Here is a 16131-nt window from a genome sequence, read left to right on the forward strand (position 1 = left end):
CGCGCGTCCAATATAGGGGCATGAGCCTGCCCCCCGGATTTCTCGACGAATTGCAAAGCCGCCTCTCGCTCTCCCAAGTGGTCGGGCGCAAGGTGACGTGGGACAATCGCAAGTCCAATCAAGGCAAAGGCGACATGTGGGCGCCTTGCCCCTTTCATCAGGAAAAAACCGCGTCTTTTCATGTGGATGACCGCAAGGGATTTTACTATTGCTTTGGCTGTCACGCCAAGGGGGACGCGATTGCGTTTGTCCGTGAGACCGAGAATGTCGATTTCATGGAGGCGGTGAAAATCCTTGCCGCTGAGGCGGGCATGCCGATGCCCGAGCGTGATCCACAGGCGCAGGCCAAGGCGGATCGGCGCGGGCAGTTGATCGAGGTGATGGAGCAGGCGGTCAAATATTTCGGCCTGCAATTGCGCAGCGGGGCCGGGGCTGCGGCGCGCGACTATCTCAAGGGACGCAATCTGACTGAGGCGACGCAGGCACAGTTCGATATGGGTTTTGCCCCCGACGGCTGGCAAGGTCTGTGGGAGCATCTGACCGGCAAGGGCGTGCCGCCCGAGATGATCCTAGCCTGCGGGCTGGCCAAGGACAGCACCAAGGGTGGCAAACCCTATGACACATTCCGCAACCGGATCATGTTTCCGATCCGCGATGCGCGCGGGCGCTGCATTGCCTTTGGCGGGCGGGCAATGGACCCGAATGACAATGCCAAGTATCTGAATTCGCCGGAAACCGACCTCTTCGACAAATCCCACACGCTCTATAATCACGGGCCTGCACGCGAGGCGTCGGGCAAGGGCCAGACGCTGATCGTGGCCGAGGGCTATATGGATGTGATCGCGCTGGTTGCGGCAGGATTCGGGGCGGCGGTGGCCCCTCTGGGTACGGCTGTGACCGAGCATCAATTGCAACTCATGTGGCGGATCAGCTCTGAGCCGGTGATTGCATTGGATGGCGATACCGCTGGGCTGCGCGCAGCCTACCGGGTGATTGATCTGGCGCTGCCGCTCTTGGAAGCTGGGAAATCGCTGCGCTTTGCGCTGATGCCCGAGGGCAAGGATCCGGACGATGTGCTGCGCTCGGAGGGGGCAAGCGCGGTGCAGGCGCATATCGAGGGCGCATGGCCGATGGTGCAGCTCTTGTGGCAGCGCGAGACGGAGGGGCGCGATTTCGACAGCCCGGAGCGCAAGGCGGCGCTCGACAAGGTGCTGCGCGAGAAGATCATGATGATTCGCGATCCCTCGATCCGCAGTCACTACGGGCAGGCGATCAAGGACCTGCGTTGGCAACTTTTCAATCCGCGTCGCAGCGCCAGTACTTTCACGCCGCGCGCCCGTGGCGGCAAATGGCCGCCGCCGGAACCGGCGCGGGCGGTGACGAAATCCTCGATGCTGGTGGCTTCGGGCGCGGGCGGAGAGATCCACCTTCGGGAGGCGGTCATTCTGGCAACGCTGATCTGCTGCCCATCGGTCATGGCGCGGTTCGAGACAGGGATCGAACAGCTGGAATGTCGCGATCCGGATCATGCACGACTGCGCGAGATCATCCTGCGGTATGAAAGTGGCGATGTGGAGGCTCTGCGCGAGCAGATCGAAGTCGAGATTGGTCTCGGGCCCCTTGAAAAGCTGATGAGTTTGCCCCATGTCGCTCTGATCCCCCCAGTCCGGCATCCCGGTGATGAGGATCTGGCAACCATGACCCTGAGCGAGGAGTTGGCCAAGCTCAAGGCGCAGCGTGGGTGGCTGGCAGAAGTATCCGAGGCCAGCCAGGATATCGACGGCCTGGCAGACGAGGCGCTGACATGGCGGTTGGGACAGGCGGCAGAGGCGCGTAATCGTGCAACACGCAGCCAGCAAGAGGACAGGGCAGAATACGATCTGGGCGAGAACGGTGCGCGGATCAAACGTGATGAGAAAGAACAGTTCAACGCCTTGCTCGGCAAGATAACCTTTTCTAAACCGGGACGATGACTGTTTTTCGTAAGGAAGTGCTGAAGAAATCGGAGTAGACGGGTGTGCGAATCAACATATCGCGCTATTGATTCGGGTCAACCGAATCACCTGTCCCGCCCATAGCTGAGGAGTCATTCATGGCCGCCAAAGATACCGACGATCAAAAGCCCGACGAGTCGGATACCGAGGTTTCGCTTGATATGAGCCAAGCGGCGGTCAAGCGGATGATCGCTGAGGCGCGTGAAAAGGGGTTCATCACCTACGACCAGTTGAACGAAGTTCTGCCGCCGGATCAGGTGTCGTCGGAGCAGATCGAGGATGTGATGTCGATGCTCTCGGAGATGGGCATCAATATCATCGAGGCCGAGGATGCAGAAGAGGAAGAGGGCCGCTCGACCGCTGTTGCAGAGATCGGGCGTCGGGGTGAGATCACTCTTGGCTCTGGCAAGGAAGAGAAGCTCGACCGGACCGACGATCCCGTGCGCATGTATTTGCGCGAGATGGGATCGGTCGAACTTTTGAGCCGCGAGGGCGAGATTGCCATCGCCAAGCGGATCGAGGCCGGGCGCAATACGATGATCGCGGGTCTCTGCGAAAGCCCGCTGACCTTTCAGGCGATTACAATCTGGCGCGACGAACTTTTGGGCGAAGACATTCTGTTGCGCGATGTGATCGACCTTGAGGCGACCTTTGGCACGCAATTGGGCGATGAGGATGCAGAGCCGGTGGTCGGCGCCGCCAATGTCACCAGCGCCCCCGGCAATCTGGGTCGAGACGACAACGAGCCCGATCTTGATGCCGATGGCAATCCGATTCACTCCGATGACGACGATGAAGAAGACGAGCAGGCCAATATGAGCCTTGCCGCGATGGAGGCTGCTCTCAAGCCCCGTGTGCTTGAGACATTGGACCGCATCGCGGATGACTACGCCAAGCTCAGCGAGATGCAGGACAGCCGGATTTCCGCGACGCTGAACGAGGATGGCTCGTTCAGCCGCGAACAGGAGCAGACCTATCAGACCCTGCGCAGCGAAATTGTCGAACTGGTCAATGAGCTGCATCTTCATAACAACCGCATCGAGGCGCTGATTGATCAGCTCTACGGCATCAACCGCCGGATCATGCAAATCGACAGTGCCATGGTCAAACTGGCCGATCAGGCGCGTATCAACCGCTCTGAGTTCATCGACGAGTATCGCGGGCGCGAGTTGGACCCCAACTGGCTGGACGATATGGCGCGCAAGGCCGGGCGCGGCTGGCAGATGTTCATCGAGCGCAGCCCCGAGAAAGTGTCGGAACTGCGGGCCGATATGGCGCAGGTCGGCCAATATGTCGGTCTTGATATCTCGGAATTCCGCCGGATCGTGCAGCAGGTGCAGAAGGGCGAGAAAGAGGCACGCCAAGCCAAGAAGGAAATGGTCGAAGCCAACCTGCGGCTGGTGATCTCAATCGCCAAGAAATACACCAACCGTGGCCTGCAATTCCTTGATCTCATTCAGGAAGGCAATATCGGCCTGATGAAAGCGGTGGACAAGTTCGAGTATCGCCGGGGCTATAAATTCAGCACCTATGCGACCTGGTGGATCCGTCAGGCGATCACGCGGAGCATCGCGGATCAGGCGCGCACCATCCGGATTCCGGTGCATATGATCGAGACGATCAACAAGCTGGTGCGCACGGGCCGTCAGATGCTGCACGAGATTGGCCGCGAACCGACGCCGGAAGAACTGGCCGAAAAGCTGCAGATGCCGCTGGAAAAGGTCCGCAAGGTGATGAAGATCGCCAAGGAGCCGATTTCGCTGGAAACGCCGATCGGCGACGAGGAAGACAGCCAGCTTGGCGATTTCATCGAGGATAAAAACGTTATTCTTCCGTTGGATAGCGCGATTCAGGACAATCTCAAGGAAACCACGACGCGGGTTCTGTCATCCCTCACCCCGCGCGAAGAGCGGGTGTTGCGGATGCGGTTCGGCATTGGCATGAACACCGATCACACGCTGGAAGAGGTGGGGCAACAGTTCTCTGTGACCCGCGAACGTATCCGTCAGATCGAGGCCAAGGCGCTGCGCAAGCTGAAGCATCCCAGCCGGAGCCGCAAGCTGCGGAGTTTCCTGGATCAGTAGAAGCGTTTGGAGGAAAATTTTGTATGAGCATCGCGTCAGAGGTTTCTGCTTAAGGGCCAAGAGACTTTATGTTGAATGACCTTTATGAGATTCTGGTGAGCGTTCCGATATGGGCTATTTTCATAGCTCTTATGTTCACTGCTGTTGTTTCCTCGTCGTCGGCTGACAAGAGTTCAGACAGCGAATACGAGCAAAATTACAAGAAACTACCGGGAGTTTCTCAAAGAGATCGAATTCTGAAACCACGAACGGTGAAGCCTTCCTTGGGTGACGTTCTTCTATTAGTATTTCGAACGTGTTGGCAGATATTTTCCGTTTTGGCGGCAGTGTCTGGGGTGCTTCAGCTTGCGGTTTTATTTGGTTGGTTGCCACCCACGCTTGGATGAGTAGCACATGGGTATAGTGGGAGTTGGCCCGCCTGGGCAAATAGCAGGCGATGGAGATGGTAGGTTTCTCCCACTCTACCTGTTGAAAGGCGTAGGGTGCGCATTCATTGCGCACCTGTCGCGGCGGTCGGATTTTTGCGTGGTGCGCCATGAATGCGCACCCTACGGGGTGATGTGATATGGGTTGTGTCTGAACCAGATCGGAGGCCAAATGTCGATCTTGTCGCGGTTGTTTGGGGGTAAGCCCAAGGCAGAACCAGAGGTGCAGGCGGAAATATACAAGGATTTCCGTATCTTCCCCGCACCGCAGGCCGCGGAAGGCGGCTATCGGGTCGCGGCGCGGATCGAGAAGGACATCGCAGGCGAGGTGAAGGTGCATCAGCTTTTGCGGGCCGATACCATTGCCAGTCTGGACGAGGCCAAGGCATTTTGTGTGCGTAAGGCCAAGCAGGTCATCGACGAGCAGGGCGATGCAATTTTCCGCTGAATGACGGCCCGATCGGATCATCCATCGAGGTTTGGCTGTGTACAGCCTGTGCCATGTGTACGCGGGTTTTGTACGCAGGGCTTTGCGTGGTGATCCTGGCCTGTCCAACGGGCGGCCCGTTCACGGATTGGTTGGGTTTGGGCGCGTTCGGGCTGTTTACGATTGGGGCTGCGGTCGGCTGATCTCTGGGGGAGAGTTGCGAAATTCGTTACCTGAGCGTGCGTTGCCTGCGCCGTGATCCCCGCTAACCGCTTGCCCCTCAACTCACGCTGTCTTACAGAGGCTGTAACAAAGCAGAGGGAGGCACCCATGCGTCGTGTCGTCGTAACCGGTCTGGGGATTGTCTCCAGCATTGGCAACAACGCTTCTGAGGTTCTGGCCGCGCTCCGCGAGGGCCGGTCGGGCATCACCGCAAATGAGGCCATGGCCGAACATGGCTTTCGCAGCCGGGTGGCCGGGGCGATCAAGCTCGATGTGACCGAGCATGTGGAAAAGCGCGCATTACGGTTCATGGGGGGCGGGGCGGCCTATGCCTATATCGCCATGGGTCAGGCCATCGCCGATGCGGGGCTAGAGGAAAAGGACGTGATCAATCCGCGTACCGGGGTTGTCGCGGGATCGGGCGGGCCGTCCACAAGCGCCATGCTGACGGCGCATCAGGTGGCTCTGGAAACCGGATCGACCAAGCGGATCGGGCCGTTTGCCGTGCCCAAGACCATGTGTTCGACGATTTCGGCCAATCTGGCCACGTCCTACAAGATCAAGGGTCTCAACTATTCGATCACCTCGGCCTGTTCCACGAGCCTGCATTGCATTGGCCATGCCGCGGAGCAGATCATGTTCGGCAAGCAGGATGTGATGTTTGCGGGCGGTGGTGAGGAATTGGATTGGTCGCTGTCGTGTCTCTTTGATGCGATGGGGGCGATGTCGTCCAAGTATAACGACACGCCCGCGACCGCGAGCCGCGCCTTTGACGTGGGGCGCGACGGGTTCGTGATCTCAGCGGGGGGCGGCATTGTCGTGCTCGAGGAATTGGAGCGTGCCAAGGCGCGCGGGGCCAAGATCTATGCCGAGGTGACGGGCTATGGCGCCACGTCGGACGGCGCAGATATGGTGGCGCCCTCGGGCGAGGGCGGCGAACGGGCGATGCGGCTTGCGGTGGCGACGCTGCCCGAAGGGCGGCGCGTGAGCTATATCAACGCGCATGGCACCTCGACACCCGTGGGCGATGTGGGCGAGGTCGAGGCCGTGCGGCGGGTGTTTGGTCAGGGCAGCACGCCGCCGATCAGTTCCACCAAGTCGATGACGGGCCATTCCCAAGGGGCCACGGGCGCGCAGGAGGCGATTTATTGCCTCTTAATGCTGGAGAATGATTTCATTGCCCCGTCGATCAACGTGCAAACGCTTGATCCTGCGCTTGATCCGAAGGAGATTGCGACGGTGCGGGTGGACAAGGCCGGGCTGGATACGGTGATGACCAATTCCTTTGGCTTTGGTGGCACGAATGGCTCGATGCTGTTGAGCAAATATCACGGATGAGACGCAGATGACGAATGCAATGCAAGGCAAGCGCGGCCTGATCATGGGGGTGGCGAATGACCGCTCCATCGCTTGGGGGATCGCTCGAGCCATGCATGCGGCGGGGGCGGAGTTGGCCTTTTCCTATCAGGGTGAGAATTTTGCCAAGCGGGTGGAGCCGCTCGCGGCGAGCGTTGGGTCTGATTTTTTGCTGGATGTCGATGTGACCGACGATGCCTCGCTTGATGCGGCGTTCGAGGCAATGGCGGGGCGGTGGCCGACGATTGATTTCGTGGTGCATGCGATTGCCTATTCCGACAAGTCGGAATTGACGGGTCGGTTTTTGAACACCAGCCGCGCCAATTTCAAGCATTCGATGGAAATTTCGGCCTATTCCTTTATCGAGGTGGCGCGGCGTGCCTATCCGATGATGCAGGAGCAGGGCGGCTCTTTGATCACCCTTACCTATCAGGGGTCGAACAAGGTTGTGCCGAATTACAATGTGATGGGTGTGGCCAAGGCGGCGCTGGAATCGGCGACGCGCTATCTGGCGAATGATCTGGGGCCGGATGGGATCCGCGTCAATGCGATCAGCCCCGGACCGATGAAAACGCTGGCCGGGGCCGCGATCGGCGGCGCGCGCAAGACGTTTCGCCACACCGAGATCAATGCACCGATGCGGGCCAATGCGACGCTGGAGGCCATCGGCGGCACGGCGGTCTATCTGGCGTCGGATGCCGGGGCCTGCACCAGTGGTGAGATCATCCATGTCGATGGTGGCTATCACGTGCTGGGCATGCCGCAGGCCGAGAACCTTTGATCCGGGCGCACGCCCCCACCAGTGGCAGGGGCGTGGCAATCCTCACAGGATGAAATCATCCGAGTCGAGTTGCGACAGGGTGAAATCGCGCAGGGTGAGTTCATATGCGCCAAAGTCGAGCACGATATTGGTGCCAGAGACGCGCGCGGCACTGAGCACATCATCGAAGTCATTGACGCCGTTGATGCCGGTCAGGTCGATCTGATCGTCGCCGGGCTCAAAATCGGTGATCACGTCGCGCCCGAACTTGAACACAAAGGTATCGGCCCCCACGCCGCCGGTCATCACGTCATTGCCATGGCCCCCGTCGATGAGGTCATTGCCCTCGCCGCCCGAGAGCGTATCGCGCCCGCCGCCGCCGCGCATGACGTCATCGCCTTCGCCGCCAGAGAGGAGGTCCGCACCGACGCCGGCATTCATCACATCGTTGCCGGAGCCACCGTTCATCACGTCACTGCCGGTGCCGCCCGACATCGTGTCGTTGCCCTCGCCACCGAACATCTGGTCATTGCCGGTTCCGCCGGTGAGCAGATCGTTGCCCTCGCCAGCGCCGACCGTGTCGTTACCGTCGCCACCAAAGAGGCTGTCATCGCCGCTCTCGTCGCTGAGGCTGTCATTGCCGAGGCCGCCGTAGAGCGCATCTTCGCCCTTGCCGCCCTCGATGGTGTCATTCCCTGCGCCGCCCCTGAGTTGGTCGCCATCGTCATTGCCGTTGATGGCGTCATTGCCACTCCCGCCCAAGATTGTGTCATTGCCATCAAGTCCGACGATCTGATCCGCAAAGGCGGAGCCGATCAGGCGGTCTGCGCTGTCGGTTCCTGTGAGTTGTGCCATTGTCGTGGTCCCTTTGTTCATGCGCCGGAGATGGGCGCGATTGCATTCGCTGTCCCAAGTCGCAGTGACCTGGGATGTCAGGAGAACGCGTGGGCGCGAGGTTTATTCCGGGGTGGAGCTTACTTTTGCCATAATCTTGCCACGCGAAATTGTGAGGTTTCGCGAATGACCCATGCGCGCCCTTTTTCTGACTCTGCCGAGACCAAAGCGGCGGCCCGTGCCCGGCGGGCGCAGCGATGGGCATGGCTGACTGGCTTTTCGCTGCTGGTTTGCGGGGTGATTGCGATATGGCAAGAGCCTGCGCTTGCCCCTGAGGTGCATGATGGTTTGCAGGGTCTGGTCACACTGGCCCAAGGTGTGATCGACGGCAATGAGACGGTCCGCGCCATGCTGACCCGGTTGGATGGGGGCGTCGATCTGGCAAAGGACGCAGGGCTTGATCCGGTGACTGCGCTGCTGCTGCGGGCGCAGAATTAAGCGTTGTTCAGAACCACTGTCCCGGTTCCATCAGACCCAAATCCAGCAATTGCCGTGAGTGCCATTCGAAGGGAATGGAATTGTGCCATTTGAAGCTGTGGATGTCGAAGGTTGAGCCGGGATTGCGTTTGAGCGCCTTGGCGGTGCGAAAGGACACGATGGCGCTGGTCAGGTTGTGATGCCAAGGGCAGGCGTAGGTGTTGTATTCCTCGTCCGAAAAGGTGTGATCATCGCGCAGCCGCAATTCTGGTTTCGCACGAAAGAGGGCGATGCGGTCGATCTTGCGGCGTTTGGCAGGGATATGTTCCTCGTACCGCCAGCGTAGGCCACCGTAGAAATCAAGCTGGCGTTCCTTGGGATGGTTGTGCTTGTCAACATCGGGACGGGCGAGCGCATAATAGCCGGACTTGTCCATATGGGCCGCCTCGAGACAGACGGCGTTTGGGTAGGTTTCCAGATCGTCGGCGTAGAGGTCGATCACATAGGTCAGCATCGCGTCGCGCCGTTCTTCGGTGTGAAAGGCTAGCATTTCGCCGACGGTGCGTGTCTCGCAGAATGGGTAGAACAGATACTCGGCGTTATAGCAGTAATACAGCCAGAGACCGGGGGCGGCGGCGATCAGGGCGTTGACCGCGTCGGTGAGGCTGTCGCCAGAGGCCAGATCGTGACGGATGCGGTGCAGGCCGGGGGCCTCGGTCACGTCTCGCGCCAGAGAAAACGTATCCGGCGCAAACAGCAGGACAGCGGCAAAGCCGGTGTCGAGGTGATGGCGCAGGGTGGAATTCAGCTCGGTTTCGTCCTCGGCGAACACCATGGCAATCGGACCCTTGGCGAGCGCCTTGCCGGGGGCGGCGAGAAAGGTCTTGAGATCGGGTGCGCTCATGTTTTGGTCTGCCTCTGATCCATGCTCGTCTTTTGATGGCAGACTCCGCCAAACGCTCAGGCATTGCAAGTGCCCACTGCTGTGATGTAGTCAGGCGACCTGAACCCAATGGCGGAGGCCGGGCGCATGGCGGATGTGAAAAAGCTCTATATCAAGACCTATGGCTGTCAGATGAATGTCTATGACAGCGAGCGTATGGCCGAGGCTATGGGCGGCGCGGGCTATGTCGAGACGCAAGATCCGGCAGAGGCCGATATGATCCTGCTCAACACCTGTCATATCCGCGAGAAGGCCGCCGAGAAGGTCTATTCCGAACTGGGGCGGATGCGGCAATTCAAAGATGACAAGCCCGATCTCAAGATTGGCGTGACGGGCTGCGTGGCGCAGGCCGAGGGCGAAGAAATCATGCGTCGTCAGCCATTGGTCGATCTTGTGGTGGGTCCGCAAAGCTATCACCGGCTGCCCGAGATGGAGGCGCAGGTGCGCGCGGGCGGCAAGGCGCTTGATACGGATTTTCCGCTGGAGGACAAGTTTGACAAGCTGCGCCACCGGCCCAAGGCGGCGCGTGGTCCGACGGCGTTTTTGACCGTGCAGGAGGGGTGCGACAAGTTCTGCGCTTTTTGTGTTGTGCCCTATACGCGCGGCTCTGAGGTCAGCCGCCCTGTGGCGCGGGTGCTGGAAGAGGCGCGTGATCTGGTGGAGCGCGGCGTGCGTGAGATCACGCTCCTGGGTCAGAACGTCAATGCCTATCACGGGGCCGGTGAGGGCGGAGACTGGGGTCTTGCACGGCTCATCTGGGCGCTCAATGACATTGACGGGCTGGAGCGTATCCGCTTTACCACGAGCCATCCGAATGACATGGATGACGATCTGATCGCAGCGCATGGCGACTGTGCCAAGCTGATGCCCTATCTGCATTTGCCCGTGCAGTCGGGCAGCGACAAAATTCTGAAACGGATGAACCGCAGCCATACTGCCGAGAGCTATTTGCGGCTGATCGAGCGGATTAGGGCGGCGCGGCCCGATATCCTTATTTCGGGGGATTTCATCGTGGGCTTTCCCGAGGAGACCGAAGAAGATTTTCAGGCGACGCTGGATCTGATCGAGGCGGTGACCTATGGCTATGCGTTCTCGTTCAAATATTCCACGCGTCCGGGCACGCCCGCCGCGGAGCGGGCGCAAGTGGCTGAGGCGGTCAAGACCGAGCGGCTGCACCGTCTGCAAGACTTGATCGCCCGTCAGCAGCGCGCGGCGCAGAATTCGATGGTCGGACGCACGGTCGGCGTGCTGTTTGAGAAGCCGGGCCGGATGCCCGGTCAGATGGTGGGCAAGTCCGATTATCTGCATGCCGTGCATGTGACCGGCGATGTGGCGGTCGGGGATCTGCGCCAAGTTGAAATCATCGAGAGTGGGCCGAACTCGCTGGCCGGGCGTCTGCTTTCGCATTGAAATTTCAATGATTTCCGCGCTTTCGTGACGAAATGTGGCGTAAGCGTGGCATTGTTTCCCCATTAGCCACAATATCTGGTGGAATTTGCTTCACTTTAGGGCAATTGTTGATACTATTCTTCCCTATTATAGGGTTGGGAGCTTTGGTTTGGGTATCCTCGCCGCGGGGCAATAAAAGGACTGGGGTCGTGACGAAAATCATTTCGAGAGCGCTGCGCGAACTGGTGCGGGGGGCAAGTGCCATTGCTCTTGGCATCGCGGTGATGGCGAGTGGCGTGTCTGCGCAACAGCAACGGACGGTCGTTGGGGAACGCTACATTCCCACCATCTGGGTGGACCCGGATGGATGTGAGCATTGGGTCATGGACGACGGGGCCGAAGGCTATATGAGCCCGCATGTCACGCGGCAAGGTATTCCTGTTTGTCGTGAGGCGAACCTCTGCGGCGTGGTGAATACCGATCAGCTCTTTGCCACGGATAGTTCGCGCATCGGCGCATCGGGGCAGCAACGGTTGCGTGAGTTTTTTCAGCAAGCGAATGCCGTGTCCTACACGATCGTTGGCCATACCGACAGCCGCGCCTCGGACGAATACAACATGGGTCTGTCGCTGCGCCGCGCCAATTCCGTTGCGGCAGTGGCCCGCGGAATCGGGGCCAGCATCGCGGATGTGCGCGGTTACGGGGAACGGATGCCGAAGGCGTCTAACAACACTGCCGAAGGCATGGCGCAGAACCGCCGTGTCGAAATCCTGTGCTGGCGCTGAGGGGGCTGAGCTATGAAAACCTATAAAATCGCGCTCGCCCTGCCCATGGTCGGACTTTTGGCGGCCTGTGACGCGGGTCCGGACAAAACACTGGATCGCAACTTTTTTGACAAGGGCCACCTGAGCCAGATGCAGGCTGGGATCTGGGTCGATCCGAACGGCTGTGATCACTGGATCATCGACGACGGTGTGGAAGGCTACCTGTCGCAGCGTCTGGACAAGTTCGGCAAGCCGGTTTGTTCCGGCATCGCCCCGCCGACCGTTGCGACCGGTAATTTCAAACAGGGTTCCACCAATCTCATTGGCGATCCGATCTGATCCGGATCTGTGCCACTGCCAAGAAATCATACGGGCCCGGTGAGGCCCGTATTTTTTTCCGCCGGTTTCGGGTCATTTGAGGCTGGCTGCTTGCGCATGGTCACGCATCTTGGCACTGTGTAAGGGAACCTTTGAGTCTGTGGGAGATTTGCTTGGGAAATAGCGCACCGCCCCCCGCCGCCGATATGGCCTCGATGCATGAGGCCGTAATCGACTTCCCCGATAACATGCTGCTGATCGACCTCTGCGGCGAATATGACCGAAACCTTGCCGAGATTGAGCGCAAGCTGGGTGTTCAGATCGTCCGGCGCGGCAACCACCTGTCAGTGTTGGGAGATGATGGCCCTGTGAAGGAGGCGGCGGGCGTTTTGCAGGCGCTTTATTCCCGGCTCGAAAGTGGGCGCGCTGTTGAGAGCGGCGACGTGGACCGTGAATTGCGGATGGGCGGATCTGAGGTGGAGACCGGCGCACTGACCGGCGATCAGCTTGAGATGTTCAAGAGCGGCCCGGTCGAGATCAAGACCCGCAAGAAATACGTGGAGCCCCGCACAGAGGCGCAGAAATCCTATGTGCGGTCGCTGTTTCAGCATGAGTTGGCCTTTGGTATCGGGCCTGCGGGCACTGGCAAGACCTATCTGGCCGTGGCCGTTGGGGTCAATATGTTCATCGAAGGGCATGTGGACCGGATCATCCTGAGCCGTCCGGCGGTCGAGGCGGGCGAAAAGCTGGGTTATTTGCCCGGCGACATGAAGGACAAGGTCGATCCCTATATGCAGCCGCTCTATGATGCGCTGAATGATTTCCTGCCCGGAAAACAGGTGCAAAAGCTGATCGAGGAAAAGAAGATCGAGATTGCGCCGCTGGCGTTCATGCGCGGGCGGACGCTGTCGAATGCCTTTGTTGTGCTGGATGAGGCGCAAAATGCGACCTCGATGCAGATGAAGATGTTTTTGACGCGTCTGGGCGAGGGCAGTCGGATGGTGATCACCGGCGACCGCACGCAGATCGACCTTCCGCGCGGTGTGCCGTCGGGGTTGGCGGATGCTGAGCGGTTGTTGACGCGCATCCCGCAGATCAGTTTCAACTATTTCACCTCCAAGGATGTCGTGCGGCATCCGCTGGTTGCCGCGATCATCGAGGCCTATGAGGCGGAAGGCTGATCCGGCATGCTCTGCGATGTGGTGATCGAGGACGACCGCTGGCAGGCGGCGGGACTGGAGCATTTGGCCGAACGCGCGGCGCGCGCGACGCTGGAGCATCTGAGCCTTGATCCTGAGGCGTGGGAAATCAGCGTCCTCGGATGTGACGATGCGCGGATCGCGGCGCTCAATGAGGATTTCCGCGACAAGCCGCAGCCTACGAATGTGTTGAGTTGGCCAAGTGAGGAACGCGGGGCGGAGGCGGCAGGCGTACGGCCCGGTCTGCCGGTTTCCGGTCCTGATCCCGAACTCGGGGATATCGCAATTGCTTGGGAAACCTGCCTGCGTGAAGCAGCAGAGGGCGATAAATCGCTTGCAGACCATGTGACGCACCTGATTGTGCATGCGGTGTTACATTTGCTGGGCTATGATCACCTGCGTGACCAAGATGCCACTCTGATGGAGACAACAGAGGTGGAGATACTTGGCAAACTGGGGGTCTCTGACCCATATTAGCCGTGCTGGGGCCTTGTGCCCTGTCACCTGGAAAGAGATGGATGGGCGAGAGTATAGACGGATCGTCTACGGCAGCGCAGAGCGCGCCGTCTGAAGACGAGAAGGATACCGAAGACTCGGGTGGATTTTTCCGCCGGATACTTGGGGTTTTTTCGACAACTGATGAAGCGGCAGAGGCCGAAGATCAGCATGCCGCTCCGGCAAACGGGGTGCCAGGCATGGGGAACCTGCGGCATATGGCAGTCGAGGATGTGGCCATCCCCAAGGCTGACATTGTCTCGGTCCCTGATACGATCACGAAAGAGGATCTGGTGCATGTGTTCCGCGACAGCGGCATGTCACGCCTGCCGGTTTATGACGGCACGCTGGATACCCCAACCGGCATGATTCACCTCAAGGATTTTGCGCTCAAACACGGGTTCAACGGTGGCAGTGAGGCGTTTGTTCTCAATGACATGCTGCGGCCCTTGCTCTTTGTGCCGCCCTCGATGCCGATTGGGGTGCTTTTGCAAAAGATGCAGGCGGAACGGCGGCATATGGCGCTGGTGATCGACGAATACGGCGGTGTCGACGGTCTGGTGACCATTGAGGACCTGATTGAGCAAGTCGTGGGCGAGATCGAGGATGAGCACGACATCGACGAGGGCCAATACTGGACGCTGGAAAGACCCGGCTGTTACGTGGCCTTGGCGAAAACGCCGCTGGAGGACTTTGAAGCCGAGATCGGTCAATCGCTGACCGAGTCGGATGAGATCGACGAGGAAGAGATCGACACGCTTGGCGGGTTGGTCTTTATGCTGTTGGGGCGTGTGCCGGTGCGCGGTGAGGTGATCGAGCATCCTGCGGGCCCGGTGATCGAGGTGATGGAGGCCGATCCGCGCCGGATCAAGCGGGTGCGCGTGCGCCTGCCAGAGGCGAAGAATGGCTGAAACAGGCCGCGCTGCGGTGCTTGCCTGTCGGATTGCGGTCTTGCCACGCCGCTGGCGCATTCTGGCGGAGGGTGGGATTGGGGCTGTGGCAGCTCTTGGGCAGGCGCCGGTCGGTGCCTGGCCTCTGACCATCGCGGCGCTGGCGCTGAGTTTCGGGCTGTTCTTGCGGAGCGGGAGCTGGCGGCAAGCGGCCGGGCTGGGTTGGGCGCTTGGCACCGGGTATTTTCTGGTCTCGCTCAATTGGATTATAGAGCCGTTTCTGGTGGACGTGGCGCGGCACGGCTGGATGGCGCCCTTTGCGCTCTTGGGATTGGCGGGGGGACTCGCGCTCTTTTGGGCGGCGGGTTTTGCGCTTGGCCGGATCATGGGCGGTGGGGCCCTTGGGTTCATCGGTGGTCTGGGTGTGCTGGAACTGGCGCGCGGCTATGTTTTGACGGGGTTTCCCTGGGCGCAGCCGGGGCATGTTCTGATCGACACGCCGCTCTTGCATTGGGCCTCATATCTTGGCTCTGCCGGGCTGATGGCGCTGGTGCTTCTGGCGGCGGTGGCGCTCTGGCATGGGCTGAGAGGCACGCGTCTTGGCTTGCTCGGGGTCGCGGGGCTCGCGGTTTTGTGGCCGATTGGTGCGGGTTTAACGCCCGAGGCCGCAGCGAGACCGGACGCGGCCATCGTGCGGCTGATCCAGCCCAATGCGCCGCAGAATGAGAAATGGCGTCCCGAAAAAATGCGCGAATTCTTTGACCGACAGGTGATGTTTTCGGCGGCGGGTGAGACACGTCCCGACCTGATCGTTTGGCCGGAAACGGCGGTTCCGGTGATGCTTGAAAATGCCGCACGGACGCTTGAGGTGATTTCAGAGGCGGCGGGTGCTGTGCCGGTGGTGGTGGGCTTGCAACGCTACGATGCACAGCGGCTCTTTAATACGCTGGCGTTGGTCGAGGCGGGGGGCCGTGTGGCGGCCGTCTATGACAAGCATCATCTGGTGCCCTTTGGCGAATACATGCCTTACGGCGACCTCCTGGCGGACTGGGGCATTCACGGCATGGCCTCCAAGGATGGTCAGGGGTTTTCGCCCGGTCCGGGGGCGCAGGTGATCGACATGGGGACGCTTGGCCGGGCCTTGCCCCTGATCTGCTATGAGGGGGTTTTCGCGCAGGATCTGCGATCGGCACCAGAGCGGGCGGATTTTATCCTGCTGATCACCAATGACGCCTGGTTTGGCAAGTTTTCCGGGCCTTATCAGCATCTTGCGCAGGCGCGGCTGCGCAGCGCGGAATTTGGCCTGCCGATGATCCGGGTTGCCAATACGGGTGTGTCGGCCACGATCGACGCCACGGGTCGGATCACCGAGGCGCTGCCCCTTGGGGAGGCGGGATGGCGGGATGCGGCGCTGCCACCTGCTTTTCCGCCGACGGTTTACGCGCGGCTGGGGGATGCGCCGATGCTGGCGGTTTTCCTTGTTTTGCTGGGGTTGTCACGGGTTGGCCACAGGCGTGCGAGACCGGTCAGATAGGCATTGACGCTGGCAATATG

General features: G+C 60.1%; 15 protein-coding genes. 13 read left to right on the forward strand and 2 right to left on the reverse strand.

The window, feature by feature from the left end:
* Positions 1–20: 20 nt before the first annotated feature.
* The 5 genes from dnaG to ROS217_RS13145 all read left to right on the forward strand — a co-directional run bounded on the left by dnaG (position 21) and on the right by ROS217_RS13145 (position 7289).
* The gene (gene dnaG, locus ROS217_RS13125; protein ID WP_009818250.1) at positions 21–1973 is read left to right on the forward strand and encodes a DNA primase; all 1953 of its coding nucleotides are present in this window, start codon (positions 21–23) and stop codon (positions 1971–1973) included.
* Positions 1974–2092: 119 nt separating this feature from the next.
* Entirely contained in the window at positions 2093–4078 is a 1986-nt protein-coding gene (gene rpoD, locus ROS217_RS13130) for an RNA polymerase sigma factor RpoD (RefSeq protein ID WP_009818251.1), read from the forward strand.
* Between the two features lie 597 nt (positions 4079–4675).
* The gene (locus ROS217_RS13135) at positions 4676–4951 is read left to right on the forward strand and encodes an HlyU family transcriptional regulator (protein WP_009818252.1); all 276 of its coding nucleotides are present in this window, start codon (positions 4676–4678) and stop codon (positions 4949–4951) included.
* Between the two features lie 309 nt (positions 4952–5260).
* A complete protein-coding gene (gene fabB, locus ROS217_RS13140; protein WP_009818253.1) occupies positions 5261–6490 on the forward strand; it encodes a beta-ketoacyl-ACP synthase I in 1230 nt (409 codons plus the stop codon).
* 7 nt (positions 6491–6497) lie between these two features.
* Positions 6498–7289 (forward strand): enoyl-ACP reductase FabI, encoded by a 792-nt coding sequence (locus tag ROS217_RS13145; protein ID WP_009818254.1) that lies wholly within the window; start codon positions 6498–6500, stop codon positions 7287–7289.
* A 42-nt stretch (positions 7290–7331) separates the two neighbouring features.
* Here the strand turns inward: ROS217_RS13145 and ROS217_RS13150 are convergent, their stop codons facing one another.
* On the reverse strand, positions 7332–8123 hold the full coding sequence (locus ROS217_RS13150) for a calcium-binding protein (protein WP_040651463.1): 792 nt from the start codon (positions 8121–8123) through the stop codon (positions 7332–7334).
* Positions 8124–8288: 165 nt separating this feature from the next.
* Between ROS217_RS13150 and ROS217_RS13155 the strand changes: the two genes are divergently transcribed.
* Positions 8289–8600, forward strand: a complete 312-nt coding sequence (locus ROS217_RS13155) for a hypothetical protein (RefSeq protein WP_009818256.1) — start codon at positions 8289–8291, stop codon at positions 8598–8600.
* Positions 8601–8607: 7 nt separating this feature from the next.
* On the opposite strand, the gene ROS217_RS13160 is transcribed toward ROS217_RS13155, so the two are convergent.
* A complete protein-coding gene (locus ROS217_RS13160) occupies positions 8608–9483 on the reverse strand; it encodes a glycosyltransferase family 2 protein (RefSeq protein WP_009818257.1) in 876 nt (291 codons plus the stop codon).
* A 126-nt stretch (positions 9484–9609) separates the two neighbouring features.
* On the opposite strand from ROS217_RS13160, the gene miaB reads away from it, so the two are divergent.
* From miaB to lnt, 7 genes are all read left to right on the forward strand, one after another.
* The gene (miaB, locus tag ROS217_RS13165) at positions 9610–10932 is read left to right on the forward strand and encodes a tRNA (N6-isopentenyl adenosine(37)-C2)-methylthiotransferase MiaB (RefSeq protein ID WP_040651465.1); all 1323 of its coding nucleotides are present in this window, start codon (positions 9610–9612) and stop codon (positions 10930–10932) included.
* Positions 10933–11120: 188 nt separating this feature from the next.
* Positions 11121–11696 (forward strand): OmpA family protein, encoded by a 576-nt coding sequence (locus tag ROS217_RS13170; RefSeq protein ID WP_009818259.1) that lies wholly within the window; start codon positions 11121–11123, stop codon positions 11694–11696.
* Positions 11697–11708: 12 nt separating this feature from the next.
* A complete protein-coding gene (locus ROS217_RS13175; protein ID WP_009818260.1) occupies positions 11709–12014 on the forward strand; it encodes a hypothetical protein in 306 nt (101 codons plus the stop codon).
* Between the two features lie 185 nt (positions 12015–12199).
* Positions 12200–13174, forward strand: a complete 975-nt coding sequence (locus tag ROS217_RS13180; protein WP_009818261.1) for a PhoH family protein — start codon at positions 12200–12202, stop codon at positions 13172–13174.
* Positions 13175–13180: 6 nt separating this feature from the next.
* Entirely contained in the window at positions 13181–13669 is a 489-nt protein-coding gene (gene ybeY / locus ROS217_RS13185; protein WP_009818262.1) for an rRNA maturation RNase YbeY, read from the forward strand.
* A gap of 41 nt (positions 13670–13710) precedes the next feature.
* Positions 13711–14598, forward strand: coding sequence for a CBS domain-containing protein (locus ROS217_RS13190; protein ID WP_009818263.1), 888 nt, complete (start codon positions 13711–13713; stop codon positions 14596–14598).
* Positions 14591–16111: an apolipoprotein N-acyltransferase gene (gene lnt / locus ROS217_RS13195; protein ID WP_009818264.1), complete on the forward strand. Its 1521-nt coding sequence runs from the start codon at positions 14591–14593 to the stop codon at positions 16109–16111. Before ROS217_RS13190 ends, lnt begins: the two co-directional genes overlap by 8 nt.
* Positions 16112–16131 lie beyond the last annotated feature (20 nt).

Origin of the sequence: Roseovarius sp. 217, from assembly GCF_000152845.1 — a bacterium.
GTDB lineage: Bacteria > Pseudomonadota > Alphaproteobacteria > Rhodobacterales > Rhodobacteraceae > Roseovarius.

Coding starts and splice junctions, on each gene's coding strand:
- dnaG (WP_009818250.1), top strand. CDS start 21: ATGAGCCTGCCCCCCGGATTTCTCGACGAATTGCAAAGCCGCCTCTCG.
- rpoD (WP_009818251.1), top strand. CDS start 2,093: ATGGCCGCCAAAGATACCGACGATCAAAAGCCCGACGAGTCGGATACC.
- ROS217_RS13135 (WP_009818252.1), top strand. CDS start 4,676: ATGTCGATCTTGTCGCGGTTGTTTGGGGGTAAGCCCAAGGCAGAACCA.
- fabB (WP_009818253.1), top strand. CDS start 5,261: ATGCGTCGTGTCGTCGTAACCGGTCTGGGGATTGTCTCCAGCATTGGC.
- ROS217_RS13145 (WP_009818254.1), top strand. CDS start 6,498: ATGACGAATGCAATGCAAGGCAAGCGCGGCCTGATCATGGGGGTGGCG.
- ROS217_RS13150 (WP_040651463.1), bottom strand. CDS start 8,123: ATGGCACAACTCACAGGAACCGACAGCGCAGACCGCCTGATCGGCTCC.
- ROS217_RS13155 (WP_009818256.1), top strand. CDS start 8,289: ATGACCCATGCGCGCCCTTTTTCTGACTCTGCCGAGACCAAAGCGGCG.
- ROS217_RS13160 (WP_009818257.1), bottom strand. CDS start 9,483: ATGAGCGCACCCGATCTCAAGACCTTTCTCGCCGCCCCCGGCAAGGCG.
- miaB (WP_040651465.1), top strand. CDS start 9,610: ATGGCGGATGTGAAAAAGCTCTATATCAAGACCTATGGCTGTCAGATG.
- ROS217_RS13175 (WP_009818260.1), top strand. CDS start 11,709: ATGAAAACCTATAAAATCGCGCTCGCCCTGCCCATGGTCGGACTTTTG.
- ROS217_RS13180 (WP_009818261.1), top strand. CDS start 12,200: ATGGCCTCGATGCATGAGGCCGTAATCGACTTCCCCGATAACATGCTG.
- ybeY (WP_009818262.1), top strand. CDS start 13,181: ATGCTCTGCGATGTGGTGATCGAGGACGACCGCTGGCAGGCGGCGGGA.
- ROS217_RS13190 (WP_009818263.1), top strand. CDS start 13,711: ATGGGCGAGAGTATAGACGGATCGTCTACGGCAGCGCAGAGCGCGCCG.
- lnt (WP_009818264.1), top strand. CDS start 14,591: ATGGCTGAAACAGGCCGCGCTGCGGTGCTTGCCTGTCGGATTGCGGTC.